This is a genomic window from Nocardiopsis alba, assembly GCF_000710955.1.
Lineage (GTDB): Bacteria > Actinomycetota > Actinomycetes > Streptosporangiales > Streptosporangiaceae > Nocardiopsis > Nocardiopsis alba.
The window spans coordinates 104361-119562 of sequence record NZ_BAZE01000008.1 but is presented as its reverse complement, the minus strand read 5'-3'; the positions used below and the strand labels follow the sequence as shown (position 1 = coordinate 119562).

General features: G+C 69.8%; 15 protein-coding genes. 8 read left to right on the top strand and 7 right to left on the bottom strand.

The window, feature by feature from the left end; translation table 11 throughout:
• Positions 1-42: 42 nt before the first annotated feature.
• A complete protein-coding gene (locus TR33_RS16020) occupies positions 43-1047 on the top strand; it encodes a glycerophosphodiester phosphodiesterase family protein (protein ID WP_014910194.1) in 1005 nt (334 codons plus the stop codon).
• 56 nt (positions 1048-1103) lie between these two features.
• Here TR33_RS16020 and TR33_RS16015 read toward each other — a convergent pair whose 3' ends face one another.
• Positions 1104-1553, bottom strand: coding sequence for a VOC family protein (locus TR33_RS16015; protein ID WP_014911579.1), 450 nt, complete (start codon positions 1551-1553; stop codon positions 1104-1106).
• Between the two features lie 79 nt (positions 1554-1632).
• Positions 1633-2694: a hypothetical protein gene (locus tag TR33_RS16010; RefSeq protein ID WP_014913157.1), complete on the bottom strand. Its 1062-nt coding sequence runs from the start codon at positions 2692-2694 to the stop codon at positions 1633-1635.
• Between the two features lie 91 nt (positions 2695-2785).
• Here TR33_RS16010 and TR33_RS16005 point away from each other — a divergent pair, with 91 nt between their 5' ends.
• Positions 2786-3511: a 3-keto-5-aminohexanoate cleavage protein gene (locus tag TR33_RS16005; RefSeq protein ID WP_014908185.1), complete on the top strand. Its 726-nt coding sequence runs from the start codon at positions 2786-2788 to the stop codon at positions 3509-3511.
• Here the strand turns inward: TR33_RS16005 and TR33_RS16000 are convergent.
• Both TR33_RS16000 and TR33_RS15995 read right to left on the bottom strand, forming a co-directional pair.
• Positions 3508-3852 carry a MerR family transcriptional regulator gene (locus TR33_RS16000; protein ID WP_017533257.1) on the bottom strand — a complete coding sequence of 115 codons (345 nt, stop codon included), beginning with the start codon at positions 3850-3852 and terminating at the stop codon, positions 3508-3510. The two genes, TR33_RS16005 and TR33_RS16000, sit on opposite strands and share 4 nt — an antisense overlap.
• Before the next feature lie 34 nt (positions 3853-3886).
• Positions 3887-5104 (bottom strand): MFS transporter, encoded by a 1218-nt coding sequence (locus tag TR33_RS15995; protein WP_042283884.1) that lies wholly within the window; start codon positions 5102-5104, stop codon positions 3887-3889.
• A gap of 384 nt (positions 5105-5488) precedes the next feature.
• On the opposite strand from TR33_RS15995, the gene TR33_RS15990 reads away from it, so the two are divergent.
• Entirely contained in the window at positions 5489-6868 is a 1380-nt protein-coding gene (locus TR33_RS15990; RefSeq protein ID WP_234305862.1) for a hypothetical protein, read from the top strand.
• A gap of 131 nt (positions 6869-6999) precedes the next feature.
• The gene (locus tag TR33_RS15985) at positions 7000-7785 is read left to right on the top strand and encodes an SAM-dependent methyltransferase (RefSeq protein ID WP_042283879.1); all 786 of its coding nucleotides are present in this window, start codon (positions 7000-7002) and stop codon (positions 7783-7785) included.
• Positions 7786-7807: 22 nt separating this feature from the next.
• Here TR33_RS15985 and thpR read toward each other — a convergent pair whose 3' ends face one another.
• Positions 7808-8356, bottom strand: coding sequence for an RNA 2',3'-cyclic phosphodiesterase (gene thpR / locus TR33_RS15980; protein ID WP_014911113.1), 549 nt, complete (start codon positions 8354-8356; stop codon positions 7808-7810).
• 75 nt (positions 8357-8431) lie between these two features.
• Between thpR and TR33_RS15975 the strand changes: the two genes are divergently transcribed.
• A complete protein-coding gene (locus TR33_RS15975) occupies positions 8432-9163 on the top strand; it encodes a sulfite exporter TauE/SafE family protein (protein ID WP_014908304.1) in 732 nt (243 codons plus the stop codon).
• Here TR33_RS15975 and TR33_RS15970 read toward each other — a convergent pair.
• Together TR33_RS15970 and TR33_RS15965 are read right to left on the bottom strand one after the other, a co-directional pair.
• Positions 9153-10571, bottom strand: coding sequence for an MFS transporter (locus TR33_RS15970; RefSeq protein WP_042284011.1), 1419 nt, complete (start codon positions 10569-10571; stop codon positions 9153-9155). The two genes, TR33_RS15975 and TR33_RS15970, sit on opposite strands and share 11 nt — an antisense overlap.
• 195 nt (positions 10572-10766) lie before the next feature.
• Positions 10767-12224 carry an NCS2 family permease gene (locus tag TR33_RS15965; protein WP_026124757.1) on the bottom strand — a complete coding sequence of 486 codons (1458 nt, stop codon included), beginning with the start codon at positions 12222-12224 and terminating at the stop codon, positions 10767-10769.
• A gap of 220 nt (positions 12225-12444) precedes the next feature.
• Here TR33_RS15965 and TR33_RS15960 point away from each other — a divergent pair, with 220 nt between their 5' ends.
• The 3 genes from TR33_RS15960 to TR33_RS15950 are packed head-to-tail and all read left to right on the top strand — an operon-like array spanning position 12445 to position 15198.
• Positions 12445-12720: a DUF2530 domain-containing protein gene (locus TR33_RS15960; protein WP_026124756.1), complete on the top strand. Its 276-nt coding sequence runs from the start codon at positions 12445-12447 to the stop codon at positions 12718-12720.
• A gap of 52 nt (positions 12721-12772) precedes the next feature.
• A complete protein-coding gene (locus TR33_RS15955; RefSeq protein WP_014910585.1) occupies positions 12773-14269 on the top strand; it encodes a DUF7059 domain-containing protein in 1497 nt (498 codons plus the stop codon).
• Positions 14270-14322: 53 nt separating this feature from the next.
• Positions 14323-15198 carry an MOSC domain-containing protein gene (locus tag TR33_RS15950; protein WP_036567658.1) on the top strand — a complete coding sequence of 292 codons (876 nt, stop codon included), beginning with the start codon at positions 14323-14325 and terminating at the stop codon, positions 15196-15198.
• The last annotated feature ends 4 nt before the right edge of the window (positions 15199-15202 follow it).

Sequence of the window (15202 nt, the reverse complement as noted above, 5' to 3'; positions counted from 1 at the left end):
CTCATCTCACTTCCGCTCATCGCTTGTCTGGACGGTTCGACTGTGCGCAGGAACAAGAAGGAACCCCCCATCAAGATCATCTCCCACCGGGGCGCCTCGGGTCATCGGCCCGAGCACACCCTGGCCTCCTACGAACTGGGGGCGAGGCACGGTGGCGACTTCATCGAGATGGACCTGGTGGCCACCAAGGACGGTCACCTGATCTGCCGCCACGAGCAGGAGATCGGCGACACCACGGACGTGGCCGACCGTCCCGAGTTCGCCGACCGGCGCACCACCCGGACCATCGACGGCCACACGGTGGAGGGTTTCTTCGCCCAGGACTTCACCCTCGCGGAGATCAAGACCCTGCGCGCAATCGAGCGCATGGGGAAGATCCGCCCCGAGAACGCGGTCATGAACGGCGTCTACGAGATCCCGACGCTCCAAGAGGTCATCGAGCTGGCCTTCTCCCTCACCAAGGAGCTGGGGCGCCCGATCGGGATCTACCCCGAGACCAAGCACCCCGCCTACCACGTGTCCCAGGGCCTGGACCTGGAGCCGCCGCTGATCGCGGCGCTGCGCGAGGCGGAGCTGGTCGGCGAGGAGCCGAAGGTGCCGGTCTTCCTCCAGTCCTTCGAGGCCGAGAGCCTGCGCCGGCTCGCCGAGACCGGGGTCCCCCTCGTGTACCTGATGGGCACCGAGGAGCACTGGCTGCACTACACGACGCCGGACGGTCTGGCCGAGGTGGCGACCTTCGCGCACGCCATCGGCCCGCACAAGAGCCTGATCGTCCCCACCGACGAGGAGGGCGCTCTGGGCGAGCCCACCGACCTGGTGGAGAACGCCCACGCGGCCGGTCTGCTGGTGCACCCCTACACCTTCCGCAGCGAGAACCACTTCCTGCCCACCGACCTGCGCTCGGACGGCGACCCCAAGGACTACGGGGGTTTCGCCGCCGAGTACGAGATCTTCTTCGAGGTCGGCGTGGACGGGGTGTTCACCGACTTCTCCCGGCACGCCTTCCTGTGCCGCGAACACTTCCTGGACCCCCAGCCCGTCGACTAGCTCGCCCGGGGAGGTCCCCCGGGGCCGGAGTCGGCCCCGGGGGACCTCATCGGGCGTCACTGCACGTCGAACTCGTTGCCCTCGGGGTCCCGCATGGTCACGTGCGAGGCCCCGGGCTCCTCGACCTCGGCGACCACGGTGGCGCCCAACGCCTCCAACCGGGCCACCTCCTCCGCGCGCCGTTCCGGCCCCACGCGCAGGTCCAGGTGCACGCGATTCTTCACCGTCTTGGGCTCCGGCACGCGCTGGAAGAGGACGCGTCGCCCCAGCCCGGCCCCGGTGAACCCGTGCACCGGGTCGTCCGGGTGCCGGATCACCGAGATCGCGACCCAGGCCTTGCGCCCGTCGAGGAGCGTGTAGTCGTCCTCCCCGGCCAGCCCTTGGGCCACCACGTGGTCGATGAGGGCGCTGTTGTCCTCGCGTTCGTAGCCGAGAGCCTCGGCCCAGAACCCCGCGAGCGCGATCGGGTCGGCGCAGTCCATGACGATCTGGTAGTCGAGTGCCATCGTTTCTCCCGCGATACGTGAGCGACGGATGCGCCGCTCCCTCGCCCCCGTCCTACCCGGAGGCACCGACGTTCCGGGCTCAGCCGCGCCGGGCCAGCACCACGATGCCGCCGATCAGCACGACGGCCACGGCCGCGCCGCCCAGGATGAGCGGAAGGGCCCCGATCGAGGTCCCGGCCCCGGCGCTCTCCGGCTCCTCGGCCTCGTCGCTCGCGGCGGCCTCCTCCTCGACGGCGACCATCTCGGGGAGCTTTCTCCCTTCCAAGGGCACCCGCCAGACCGGGGAGTTCATCCCTTCGGTACCCGCCATCAGCGCCGTCCCGTCCGGGGTGAAGGCCACCGACTCGCCCTGTTCCATCTCCGGCAGGTCGAAGGAGCCCAGGGAGGACCCAGGGACCCCGTCGGAGGCGTCGTAGATCGTCACGCCCCAGTAGGTGCGGATCGCGTAGCGGGTGCCGTCGGGGCTGAACGCGGCGTCGGTGGCGAACAGCGGGGCCGAGTCGATCCGGGACAGGACGTTCCCACCCTCGGGGTCCAGGTTCTCGGGTGCCGCGTACACACCGCCCGCGAACTCCTTGGACACCACGTAGAGCCGGCCGTCGCGCGGGTCGATCATCATCCCCTCGGCGTCGCGGCCGCCGTCCTCGTAGGTGAAGGTCAGCACCGACGGGTCCAGGGTCACGTCGGCCAGGACCTCGGGTTCGACGAAGTGGTACACGCGGACCTCGGTCCAGCCGCCCGCGAAGTTGTCGCCGATGTCGCCCACGAACACCTCGGGCTCCCCGCCCGGGCCTTGGGCCAGACTGATCGCCTCCCAGTCCCGCAACTCCACGTTCAGGGTGACGGTGGCGAGGGTCTCCCCCTCCTCGTTCACCGCGAACACCTCGGGCAGGAAGTCCCCGCTGTCGTTGTGGGTCCACCACACGCCCTCATGGCGAAGCGAGGGGGCGATCCCACTGGACTCGGCGATGCGCTCGTCCTGGAACTCGAAGGCGATCTCCGACCCCTCCGGGCCCTCGCCTCCACGCGGGTAGTCCAGGCCGCCGGTCCCGTCGTCGGGGGCCTCCGGATCGGCCGAGGCGGGGGCTGCGGGCGCGAGGGCGAACAGGGCCGCCGCGGCGAGGGCGAGAGGTCTTCTCATGCCCGCCATCCTGCCAGGGGATCCGACGGGGGGCTTGTACCCGGGTGCGAACGGGCACATTCGCTTACAGAGCACCGTAAGGAGAGACTCCATGAGGATCGTCGCCTGTCTCAACGGTGATCGCCGGCCGGGCGCCCACCCCTCGCTGCCCGTGTCCGTCGACCAGATCGTGGCCGACGCCCACGCCGTGGTGGAGGCGGGCGCGACCGCGATCCACGTCCATCCGCGCGATCCCGAAGGGGCGGAGTCACTGGAACCATCGGTGGTGTCCGCGCTGATGGAGCGGCTGCGCGCCGACGGTCCGGACGTCCCGGTGTCGTTGACCACGGCGTTGTCGGCCGAATCGGACCCTTGGAGACGCTACGACCTGGTGCAACGGTGGGCGTCCCCGGCCTTGCCCGACTCGGTTTCGGTGAACCTGCACGAGGCCGGTTCGGTGGATCTGGTCCATCTGTTGGGCGACCGCCGGGTGGCGGTCGAGGCCGGGGTGTGGACGGTGGAGGCGGCCCGCATTCTGATCGCCACGGGGCTCGAGGTGGCGTCGGTGCTGGTGGAGCCGACCCAGGTCGGGGTCGATGACGCCCGGCGCAACGCGGAGCGGATCGAGTCCCTGCTGGACCGGGCGAAGGTGACGGCGCCCAGGACCCTGCACGGTTCGGACGCCACCGCCTGGCCCATGTTGGAAACGGCCCTGGACATCGGCCACGACATCCGGATCGGGCTGGAGGACACGATGCGGCTTCCGGACGGCTCGGAGGCCTTCGACAACGCGGCCCTGGTGGCCCACGCCGTCGGATTGGCCGCCGAGTCCTCTTAGAGCTCCGCGATCCGTTCCTCCAGGCGCCGCTCCGTGGCGGTGAGGGTGTCGATCCGCTCCCGGACCGCTTGAAGGCGCTGTTCGTACAGGGCGACGGCCTCGGCGCAGGCGGGCTCACGGACCAGGTCCAGTTCCAGGCAGGCCTGGAGCTCTTGGACGTCCTCCGAGGTCAGTCCGGACTCCAGCAGGAGCCGGATGTTGCGCACCCGCTCCACCGCGTCGGCGCCGTACTCCCGGTAGCCGTTGGCGGACCGTTCCGAGGCGAGCAGGCCCCGCTGTTCGTAGTACCGCAACGACCGCGGGCTGGCCCCGGTGCGTTCGGCGAGCTCTCCGATCCGCATGCCGTCCCCCTCTCTCCTCGAACCGGACGCCAGTCTACGAAAGGGTGTCCTCCCGTACCGTTCCGACCTGGCCGGACGTGGGGAAACGCCGGACGGAGAGCGCCATGGCGACGAAGGCGAGCAGGCCGATCGCGGTGGCGGTCGCGGCCACCCCGGCCCCTCCCTGGGAGGAGACGACCACGCCGCCGAGCGCTCCGGCCACGGCCGTGCCCACGTAGAGGCCGCCGGTGTTGAGGGCCAACGCCTCGGTCCCCTCCTCCCCGGCCAACCCCAGCAGCCGTGCGCTCATCGGCGCCGCGAAACCCCAGGCGGCGAACCCCCACAGCGCCAGCACGGCGGCCAGGGTCCACACGGGGACCGCTCCCCCGCCGAGGTACCCGAGCGCGGCCAGGGTCAGACTGGTCGCGATCATCCCGGCGAAGGAGACGAGCAGGACCCGGTCGGCGCCCCACCGGTCGGTGGCCCGACCGCAGACCATGGTCCCGACGGCCCCGGCCGCGCCGACGACGGCGATCAGGGGGGCCAGAGCGACCCCTCCGGTGCCGGTGAGGTCGCGGGTCAGGGGCGCGATGTAGGTGTAGACCATGAACCCACCGCTCGCCCCCATGACGGTTCCGAGCACACAGGTCAGGATGGCCGGTCTCCCCAGACTGCCCAGTTGGTGCCGGAGTCCGGCCTCCGGCGCCCCGTCGAGGGCGGGCAGACGCGAGGCGGCGATGGCGAGGACCGCACCGGTGAACAGGGCCACGGCCAGGAAGGTCGCGCGCCAGCCGAAGAGGGAGCCCAGGAGGGAGCCGATCGGCACTCCGAGGAAGAGAGAGACGGTCAGCCCGGCGGCCACGGTGCCGACCGCGCGTCCGGTGTGCTCCGGCGCGACCAGTCGAGCCGCCATGGAGAAGGCCACCGGGGTGAGCACCGCCGCGATCAGGGCGGCGACCACCCGCATCACCAGCAGGGACGCGTAGCCGGGGACGAGCGCGGTCGCGAGGTTGACGCACGCGAACAGGGCGAGCCCGGTCAGGAGGAGGGCGCGGCGGGGCAGCCGGGCGGTGGCCACGGCCAGCACGGGGGCGGCCACGGCGTAGGTGATCGAGAAGACCGTCACCGCCTGTCCGGCGGCGGCGACCCCGATGTCGAGGTCGCGGGCGATGGCGGGCAGAAGGCCGGCGATGACGAGGTCGTCGGTCCCGACCGCGAAGGCGACCAGGGCCAGGTACCAGGGTGCTCCCGAACGGAGCGTGTGCGAGGACATGCCGGCACGCTAAAAGCCTGACACCTGTGTCAAGGTCAAGCCCGAGGGACGCCGGCCGGACCGGTTCAGCCGAAGAAGGAGCCCAGGACCACGATCAGCATGATCGTTCCGAGCACCACGGGCAGCAGCCAGCGCTGCTTGCGGTTGTTGGTGAGCATGCTCATGACGTGCCCCGCTCCGGTGCTCGTTGGGATTCGCCACCCCAGGTTAGCCCCAGGGTCCGGGCGCTCCGGCAGGGGTCCGACCCGTGCCTTCCTGTCCGAAGGGCCCCGAACCTCATGGCCGGGCGGATCCTCACGGTCTACGCGGAATCGCCGCTCGCCGGGCCGCGCCCGGACGTGAGCAACCACACCGCCCCCGAACGTCCGAAGGCCGGTGGCCCGGATGCCGCCCGTCAACGCGATCGTCCGCTCCGGTCATCGGGGAACGGCCGCCGGGGAACGCGGCTCTGTCGATGACGCGTCGCCGGTGAGGGGCGCGTGTTCGGCGTGGAAAGGTCGCTCACGAGGTCCCACGGAGGGTTCCGATGTCCCTCGATCTGCGCTTGGTCCCACCGAGCGGTTAAAGTCCCCTTCGTCGACTTTGAGAGAAGAGAAGAACGGAACCGGTTCGTCTATGAGATCGCTGAACAGAACGGTGCTCTGCGTCGCTTCGGTTCTCCTTCTTTCCTCCTGTGGGACTCCGATGGAGGCGGTGGTCCATGAAACCGACACCGAGTACTTCCGGCCTCCTCTGACCCTGGGGGATCTGGCCGCGGTCGAGGAATTCCTGGTGGAGAGCGGACGGGTCGTGGAGGAGGATCTCCTGGTCTCCTCGGACGGAGCGGTGGCTGTTCTCGCGGACGAGGTCGTCTCCGTGGCGATGGACCCCGTGGAGGAGGTCTGGAGTTACCCGGCCGAGGACATCACGGATGTGGGGGTGACCGCCGATGGGGCCTCCGTCGTCGTCGAGTACCGCGAAGCGCTGGGGCCGATCGAATCCGTGTGGACGGTGGTGCTCGGCTCGAAGACCGGAAACGTGCTGGATTCCCATCGCGCGTGGGGTTCGGCTTCGGAGGGCATCGGTGAGCTGACCGAGGACTCCAGGGTCCGGGTCGAGCAGGACGCCGTCGTGGCCTCCTCCTCGTTGGCCGGAAGCGAGGCGCTATGGGAGCGGGATCTGAGCCGGGCGTGTGCCTCCGGAGGTCCCCGAGAGGTCGGGGTGGCCACTCTGGAAAGGAGAGTGCTGGCTTCGTACGCGTGCCCGGGCGAGGGGACGGTGCACGTCGAGGCCTTGCACGCCGAGACCGGGGAGATGTTCTGGGAGCATTCCTGGAACGGCGACTCCGTTCCCGAGGTTCGACCCTGGCTCTCCAAGGAGGTTCCCGGCGACGGTGTCGAACCCGTGACGACGATGTTCGCCGACGGCGCCACCGGTCGGACATCGATTCTCGCCCTTCAGGCGAATGGCTACGCCCCCGAGGTGCTCGATCCGTGGAGGGCGATCCCGGATCTGGACGAGTTCATCGAAAAGCCGCTGATGGACATGGATCCGGCCCCGGAACGGATCATCTTCACCGACGATCCGAATAAAATGAGGCATTTCATGATCGTTCGTTCGATTCACGCGCTCGTCGAGGACGAGAGCGTCCCCTTCTCCGAGGACGACGTGGACGAGAGCCTCAAGATCGAGGGTGAGCTCGCCGAGAATCCTAGGCAGTGGAATATTTCTCCAGAGGCCTACATTTTCCCTTTGAGGGATGAGATCGAGTCCGCCCTGTTCTGACCCACCGCGGAGAGCCCCGGCGCACGGGGACCTCTCTTACGCCATCAGGGTCGGAGGCCCTACGGGGCAAGGGTTCCGGTGTCGCCCGGGGTTACCCTGTCAGCCCTACCCCCTGCACGAAGGCCGGCACAGTGAACGAACCCGTGATCGACACCGCCACCGCGCACTCCGCCCGAGTGTGGAACCACTGGCTGGGCGGCAAGGACAACTATCCCGCCGACCGCGAGGTCGGCGACCACATCAGGGAGATCTTCCCGGGCATCGTCACCGCGGCCCGCGCCGACCGGGCCTTCCTCGTCCGGGTCGTCACCCATCTGGTGCTCGAGGCCGGGGTCCGCCAGTTCCTGGACATCGGCACCGGCCTTCCCACGGCGAACAACACCCACGAGGTCGCCCAGGCCCTGGCCCCCGAGTCCCGCGTCGTCTACGTCGACAACGACCCCCTCGTGCTCTCCCACGCCCGTGCCCTGCTCACGAGCGTTCCCGAGGGGACGACCCACTACGTCGACGCCGACATGCACGAGCCGGAGAAGGTTCTGGCCGCCGCCCGGGAGCACCTGGACTTCACCCGGCCGATCGGTCTGACCATCATGGGCACCCTCGGCCACATCGCCGACGACGCCACGGCCCGTTCTCTGGTCCGGGCCTACGTGGACGCCCTCCCCTCCGGTAGCCACTTCGCCGCCAACGACTCCACGAACACCTCCGCGGAGGTCGTCGAGGCCGCCGAGCACTGGAACGCCAACAGCGCCGCTCCGATGCACCTGCGCTCTCCCGAGCGCATCGAGGAGTTCTTCGACGGCATGGAGCTGTTGGAGCCCGGCGTGGTCTCGGTGTCCCGCTGGCGCCCGGACACGACCGACGCCGGTGTGCCCGAGCACGTCGACCAGTACGGCGGGCTGGCCCGCAAGCCCTGACCTCGGGCTCCACTCATATCCGCTACCGTCCGGACGTCTCCCAGGAGCGGACGGCGCGGTAGCGGCTCTCTCCCACACGGCGGCTCTCGACGAGGTCGATCCGGTCGGAGCGCCAACCGGCCCGGGGCGGCGGGCCCAGTGTGCGCAGGATCCGCTCGGTGACCAGGGGCGGGCGGGCGCGGGCCAGGGTCAGGTGGGGGACGAAGGGCCGTGACTCGACCCGGACCCCGGCCGATCGGGCCGCCTCCCGTAGCCCGTCCACCAGCCCGATGAGGTGCTCCCCGGTCACCCCCGCCCAGACCACGGAGGCGCGCGGGGCGCTCAAGGGGAAGACCCCCCAGCCGTCGAGGGAGAGGTCGAGGGGTGGATACCCGTCGAGGACGCGGTCGAGGGCCTCGAGGAGGCCGGGCATGAGGGCGCCGTCCACCTCGCCGAGGAAGAGCAGGGTGAGGTGCCATTCCTCTCGTCTGGTCCACTTGGCCTCCGGCACCCGCCGTCGGACGTGCCGCACCGCGCGGTCCAGGGTCTCGACGACCTCCGGGGAGGGCCACAGCGCGACGAACGACCTCATGCTCTCCTCTTTCTCCACCGCTCGACCCCGAGTAGGGTCTTCGAGTCCTTCCCACCTTTCCAGTGAGCAGCTCTCATGTCCGTTCTCATCTGCGTTTTCGTCGTGCTGACCGTGGCCGCCATGGTCCGGATCGCCGCCGGCTTCGGTTTCGCCCTCGTCGCGGTCCCACCGTTGGCGCTCCTCTTGGACCCGGTGAGCGCGGTCGTGGTCGCGGCGACGCTGGCGGTGCCGTTGAACCTGTGGGTCATGGCGCGCGACCGCGCGCACGTCGACCGGAGAGGGGCGTCACTGCTGGTGGTGTGCACCCTGGCGGGTGTCCCGTTCGGGTTGTGGGCGCTCAACGTCCTGTCCGAGTCGACCCTGTTGACGCTGATCGCGGCGTCGGTGGTGGCGGGGACCCTGCTGGTGTGGCGCCGGGTGCGGGTCCCGGGCGGGATGGTCGCCGTGGCGGGCATGAGCGCGTTGTCGGGCGCCTCGTTCGCGGCGACGGCGATCGACGGACCGATCCTGGTGGCCGGTCTCCAGGGGTCGCGGTTGGCCGACCTGGCGCCCCGGGTCCAGCGGGCCACGCTCGCCGTGGCGTTCTCCGCGACGAGCGTGGCGACACTGGTGGGTTTCGTGTTCGGCGGTCAGTTGACGCCGGAGGTGGGCGGGCTCGTCCTCTCGGGCGCCCCCGCCCTGCTGATCGGCACGTTCATCGGAGAACGGCTGTTCCGGAAGTTGGACGCCGAGCTCTTCCGTCGCACGATCCTGGTGCTGCTGTTGGTGAGCTCGGTGTCCGTGGTGACCCGTGTGGTCACCGCCTGACCGTTCTCTCGTCCTCGTCCTCGTCCTCCGCGGTCGACGGCTTCTCCGGAGGACGTGGCGTCTCGGGGATCACCTCGTCCGTGGGGGCATCCAGGGTGCGCGCGGCCCCGTCCGTTCCGGTCGGTTCCGGGCCCGTCTCCCCCTTCTCGGGGACCTCGACGGTCGCGGCGTCGGACTTCCGGGACAGCAGGTCGCGCACTCCCACCTCCTTGACCCGCATGAGCAGGGCGGAGAGCACCCCGACCACCAGGACCGTCACCACACCGCCGACGATGAGGCTGACCCGGGGGCCGAAGGCGTCGGCGAGCAGGCCCACCACCGGAGCCCCGATCGGCGCCACGCCCATGAAGACCAGCAGGAACATGCTCATCGCCCGTCCCCGCATCCTCGGGTCGACGCTGAGCTGGAAGGTGGCGTTGAGCGTGGTCACGTAGGTCATGAAGAGCACGCCCATGGGCACCAGGACCACCACGAAGGAAACGTAGCCCGGCATGAGGCCCGCGAACACCTGGGCCGCTCCGAACCCCATCGCGCCGATGAGGACCAGCCGCAGCCGGGGGTGCTCGCGTCGGGCGGCCAACAGAGCGCCGGCCAGAGCACCGACCGCGAGCGCGGCCGCCGCCACGCCGAAGGCCTCGGCTCCGTTCTCGAACACGTTGTTGACCACGAGCGCGATCTGGTTCTGGCTGTTGGCTCCGAAGAACTGCACCGAGGCGGCCAGGATCAGCAGCAGGACGAGGTCGTGTCTGCCCCCGATGTAGCGCAGGCCCTCGCGGATCTGCCCCTTGCCGCGCGGTACGGGCTCGGTGGGGTTGAGCTCGGCCGTGCGGATCATGGTCAAGGCGACGATCGTGAAGGCGAACGAGGCGCCGTTGATCATGAAGACGGGGCCGCTGCCGATGGCGGCGATCAGCAGACCGGCGATCGCGGGGCCGGTGACCCTGCCGAGCTGGAAGCTGGCGCTGTTGAGGGCGATCGCGTTGGGCAGGAGCTCACGGTCGACCATCTCCGGCACGAAGGCCTGACGCCCCGGGTTGTCGAGCACGGTGATCATGCCCAGCCCGAAGGCGAAGAGGTAGACGTGCCAGACCTGGGCCGCGCCCAGGGTGGCCAGGACACCGAGGCCCACCGCGAGCACGCCCATGGCGGACTGGGTGAGGATCAGCAGTCTGCGCTTGTCGAAGCGGTCGACCATGGCCCCGCCCCAGAGCCCGAAGAACAGCATCGGCAGGAACTGGAGGGCGGTGGTCATGCCCAGCGCGATCCCGCTGCCGCCGCTGAGCTGGAGGACCAGCCAGTCCTGGGCGATCCTCTGCATCCAGGTGCCGGGGTTGGAGACCAGTTGACCGAGGGCGTAGATCCGGTAGTTACGGACACCGAGGGAACGGAACATCGCGATTCGTCGCATCATCCCCTCCCCGCGGGAACGTGTCCGTGGAGGGAGGCTGAAACCACCACCGCGACGGTGGTGTGAGGGGCGAGAAGAAGTAAACGGCGTTGACTCATCACTCGAGCCAACGCCGTCCACAGTCGTTCTCATTCCCCCGACACACGGGTTCGAGCCCGATGTGCCGGAGGGAACACCCTGGTGATTCGGGAGGAATCAGCCGATCAGCGCATAGATCGGCGCCTCCGCGAAGTGGATCAGGAAGACCACCGAGATCAGCCAGAGCAGCGGGTGCACCTGGCGGGCGCGACCGGTCACCATCATGACGAAGGCGTAGGCGATCAGACCGAAGCCGATGCCGTTGGCGATCGAGTAGGTGAACGGCATCATCGTGATCGCCATGAACGATCCGATGGCGATCGCCGGGTCCTTGAAGTCGATGTTGGTGACCTGGGTCAGCATCATGAAGCCCACCATCACCAGCACCGGGGTGGCGGCGTGGAACGGGATCAGGCTGACCAGCGGGGTGAAGAACGCCGCGATCACGAACATGAAGCCGGTGACGATCGGGGCCAGACCCGTACGGGCACCCTCCGCGACACCCGCCGCGGACTCGGCGTACAGCGTGGCGACCGAGGCCGAACCCATACCGCCCAGGACGGTGCCCAGGGAGTCGGCGACCAGCACCTCGCGGGTGCCCTCGATGTTGCCGTCCTCGTCGGCCAGGTCGCCCTGACGCGCGACGCCGACCATGGTGCCCATGGTGTCGAAGAAGTCGGCCAGCAGCAGGGTGAAGATCAGCATCAGGACCGTGGCGATCCCGACGTCCGACCAGCGCGCGACGATGTTGAACCCACCGTCGGTGAAGAGGAGGAACAGGGAGACGTCGGGCATGGCGACGACGTCGCCGAGGCTGCTCGGCAGGCTCGGGACGATCGCGCCCCAACCGAGACGATCGCCGCCGTCGCCGAAGACCGCCTCGACGATGATGGCGAGGACCGTGGTGATCACGATGCCCAGGAGCAGGGCGCCCCGGACCTTGCGCACGTAGAGGGCGATGCTGATCAGCAGGCCGATGACGAAGATCAGGATGGGCCAGCCGTTGAGGCCGCCGTTACCGAGCTGGACCGGGGTGCCCTCGCCCGCCTGGACGAAGCCGGCGTTGGCCAGACCGATCATGGCGAGGAAGAGGCCCACACCGACGGCGATGGCCACCTTGAGCCCGGGCGGGATCGCCGCGAAGACCGCGGTGCGGAACCCGGTGAGCACGAGGATCAGCAGGAAGATGCCCTCGACGATGATCAGCAGGAAGACGTCCGCCCAGGGCATGAGGGGCGCGATCCCGTAGGCGACGACCGCGTTGAGCCCCATGCCCGCCGCGATGGCGAAGGGGTAGCGGCTGACGATGCCCATGAGGACACAGGAGATCGCGGCGACCAGGGCGGTCATGGCGGCGACCTCGGGGATCCCGAGCAGGTCGCCGTTGACGTCCTCGGCCGTGCCGAGGATCAGCGGGTTGAGGACCACGACGTAGGCCATGGCGAAGAAGGTCGCCAAGCCACCGCGGATCTCGGTTCCGAGGGTGGAGCCCCGCTCCGTGATCTTGAAGTAGGCGTCCAGGGGCCCCGCAGGGGCTCTGCGGGTGTCCGAGGAGGAGGGAGTTGGTGCGTTCACGTCATCAGCCTGACCTGGTCGTGTTACGGGACAACGAGGATTCGGGGCCAGATTAGTTGCATCTTCATACAACCCGGGACACACCTTTCGCACGAGATTCATAGGAATCGCCATATGGTCGGATGACCTGCTCATGGGATGTGACCAACGCATCTCCGCTCCGACCTCGCGGTACGGTCCACCTCACTCCCCCGAAGGCCGCACCGGATAGCCTGAGGCCGTGCGTACACCTCGCCGGCCCGACCCGGAAGTTCACGAAAGCGACTACCGAGTGCCGGCCGCCATCGGCACCATCGCGTGGGCGGTCGCCCTCGTCGTGCTGCTCGCCATGGGCGACGGGCTCCCCGCCTCGGAACGGTGGTGGATCGGCGTCTGTGTGACCGGAATCGCCCTCGGTGTCTTCGGTTTCCTCTACATCCCCCGTCTGTTCCGTAAGCGGGAGAACGCGGCGGAACGCGCCGCCGATCGGGCCGAACGTCGAAGCGGAACCTCCTGACTCACACCCTCGCCACCACCGGGGCACCGCCGGCCTGACCGATAATGGGCGGGTGTCTGAGACAGAATTCCCACGCGCTCTCGCCGACCGCCTCCGCGGCATCCTCATCGATGCCGACTACACGGTGTCCGGGGTCCGCGATCGCCTCGGCGACGCCGCGGCCAAGGCCCTGGCCCGCGAACAGCTGGTGCCCGCCCTGCGCGCCACCGGCGGGGAGGAACGTCTCGGGCTGCTCCTTCGCCTGTGGTGGCTGCGCAGCCCCATCCCGCTGCGCGCCGCCGCCGCCATCCTTCCCGTGGACGAACTCGTCCGGACCGGGCTGGTCACCGTCGACGAGGGCCCCGAGGGCCCGGTCGTGCGCGCCCTGGTCCACCTGGGCCCGTGGGAACTGGAGGACGACCGTCCCGGCTTCGTGGTCTCCGACCCCAAGGTGCGTCCGGGCAGCGGCGACGTCCCCGGTCACGACCACGTCGTCGGCGCGGGCGGGGCCTCGGCCAACCTCTCCCGGTTGATGGTCGACGGGCCCTTCGAACGCGCCCTGGACCTGGGCACCGGCTGTGGTGTCCAGGCCCTGCACCTGGCCTCCCGGGCCCAAGAGGTGGTCGCCACCGACCTCAACCCGCGCGCCGTGCGCCTGGCCGGGATCAGCCTGGCGCTGTCCGGCATCACCGACGCGCGTCTTCTCCAGGGGTCCCTGTTCGAGCCGGTGGAGGGCGAGCGCTTCGATCTGATCGTCTCCAACCCCCCGTTCGTCATCACCCCGGAGACCGCCAGATTCACCTACCGCGAGTCCGACCTTCCCGGCGACACCGTCTGCGCCGAGCTGGTCCGCCAGGCACCGGCCCACCTCACCGAGGGCGGCTGGGCCCAGTTCCTCGCCAACTGGACGCACACCGACGGCGACGACTGGGCCGACCGCGTCGGCGGATGGATCACCGGCACCGGCTGTTCGGGCTGGGTGGTCCAGCGTGACGTCCAGGACCCGGCCGAGTACGTGGAACTGTGGCTGCGCGACTCCTGCGAGCACGGCACCCCCGAGTACACCCGCCGTTACGACGCCTGGTTGGACTACTTCGAGCGCGAGGGCATCAAGGGCATCGGTTTCGGCTGGATCAGCCTGCGCAACGACGTCGCCCAGGACGCCACCGTCCGGGTGGAGGAGCTGCGCCACGAGGTGGAGCAGCCGGTCGGCCGCTACCTTCCCGACGTCGTGGACGGGGCGATGACCGCCCACCGCCTCACCGACGCGGCGCTGCTGTCCGCCCACGTGGCGCTCGCCCCGGGCGTGATCGAGGAGCGTGTGGCCGTCCCCGGGGCCCCCGACCCGGAGAAGATCCTGCTCCGCCAGCGTGAGGGCGCCCGTCGTGTGGCACGGGTCGGAACGGTGGAGGCCGCCCTGGCCAGCGTCTGCGACGGCACCATGCCGGTGGGGCCGCTGCTCGACGCCATCGCCGAACTCATGGGCGAGGACCCCGAGATGATCCGCGAGCGCACCCCCGAGGCTCTGCGCACCCTCATCTCCGAGGGCTTCTTCCGGGTCGCCCGCTGATCACGAGGGGCCTGGTGATACCCCTCCCGACCGGGTCCGGATAGCGTGAACGCATGACCGCCGCTCCTCTCGCACGTGTGCACGCGCTCACCGTCCATCCCGTGAAGGGGTGCGCGGGCCTGACCCTGACCACCGCCCGACTCACCCCCGCCGGTATCGCCCACGACCGCGAGTTCATGGTGGTGGACGACGCGGGGACCTTCCGCAGTCAGCGCAAGGACCCTCGGATGGCGCGGATCGTCCCCGGCCTCTCCTCCGACGGCTCCCGGCTCTCACTGTCCATCGACGGACACACGCCCGTGGAACTGGAGACCGTCGTCGAGGGGCCCCGTCTGGACGTGACCATGCACGGAAAGCCGTTCCAGGGCGTCGACCAGGGCGACGAGGCCGCAGCGTGGTTGACGGAGACCCTGGGGACGCCGAGCCGTCTGGTGCGGGTGCCCTCCGACCACCGGCGTGTGACCGGCGGCCTGATCGCGGGCACGGCCGGTTTCGCCGACGGCCACGCCGCGCTGATGACCTCGTTGTCCTCGCTGGACCTGCTCAACGAACGCGTCCTCGCCTCCGGCGGCTCCCCGGTGCCCATGGAGCGTTTCCGCCCCAACATCGTGGTGTCGGGCTGGGACGATCCGCACACCGAGGACCGGGTGCGCTCGGTCCGCGTGGGCGGGGCGGAGCTCGGCTACGCCAAGGTGTGCGTCCGCTGCGCGGTCACCACCGTGGACCAGACGACCGGAGTGCGCTCCGGCCCCGAGCCGCTGCGCGCCCTGGCCGGCTACCGTCGGGTGGACACGGGCGGTGTGGCCTTCGGGTCGAAGTTCGCCGTGACCGCCCCCGGGACGGTGTCCGTGGGGGACCCGGTGGAGGTCACCGCCTGGGACGACCCCGAGGAGGGCCTGGGAGAGCGGCTCCTCGCCGCCCTCGGCTGAGACT

What these genes read in the sequence shown, in the direction of transcription:
- TR33_RS15975 (WP_014908304.1), top strand. Translation starts at nt 8,432, where the DNA reads ATGTCCGTTCTCATCTGCGTTTTCGTCGTGCTGACCGTGGCCGCCATG.
- TR33_RS16015 (WP_014911579.1), bottom strand. Translation starts at nt 1,553, where the DNA reads ATGGCACTCGACTACCAGATCGTCATGGACTGCGCCGACCCGATCGCG.
- TR33_RS16000 (WP_017533257.1), bottom strand. Translation starts at nt 3,852, where the DNA reads ATGCGGATCGGAGAGCTCGCCGAACGCACCGGGGCCAGCCCGCGGTCG.
- TR33_RS15950 (WP_036567658.1), top strand. Translation starts at nt 14,323, where the DNA reads ATGACCGCCGCTCCTCTCGCACGTGTGCACGCGCTCACCGTCCATCCC.
- TR33_RS15990 (WP_234305862.1), top strand. Translation starts at nt 5,489, where the DNA reads ATGCCGCCCGTCAACGCGATCGTCCGCTCCGGTCATCGGGGAACGGCC.
- TR33_RS15970 (WP_042284011.1), bottom strand. Translation starts at nt 10,571, where the DNA reads ATGCGACGAATCGCGATGTTCCGTTCCCTCGGTGTCCGTAACTACCGG.
- TR33_RS15995 (WP_042283884.1), bottom strand. Translation starts at nt 5,104, where the DNA reads ATGTCCTCGCACACGCTCCGTTCGGGAGCACCCTGGTACCTGGCCCTG.
- TR33_RS16005 (WP_014908185.1), top strand. Translation starts at nt 2,786, where the DNA reads ATGAGGATCGTCGCCTGTCTCAACGGTGATCGCCGGCCGGGCGCCCAC.
- thpR (WP_014911113.1), bottom strand. Translation starts at nt 8,356, where the DNA reads ATGAGGTCGTTCGTCGCGCTGTGGCCCTCCCCGGAGGTCGTCGAGACC.
- TR33_RS16010 (WP_014913157.1), bottom strand. Translation starts at nt 2,694, where the DNA reads ATGAGAAGACCTCTCGCCCTCGCCGCGGCGGCCCTGTTCGCCCTCGCG.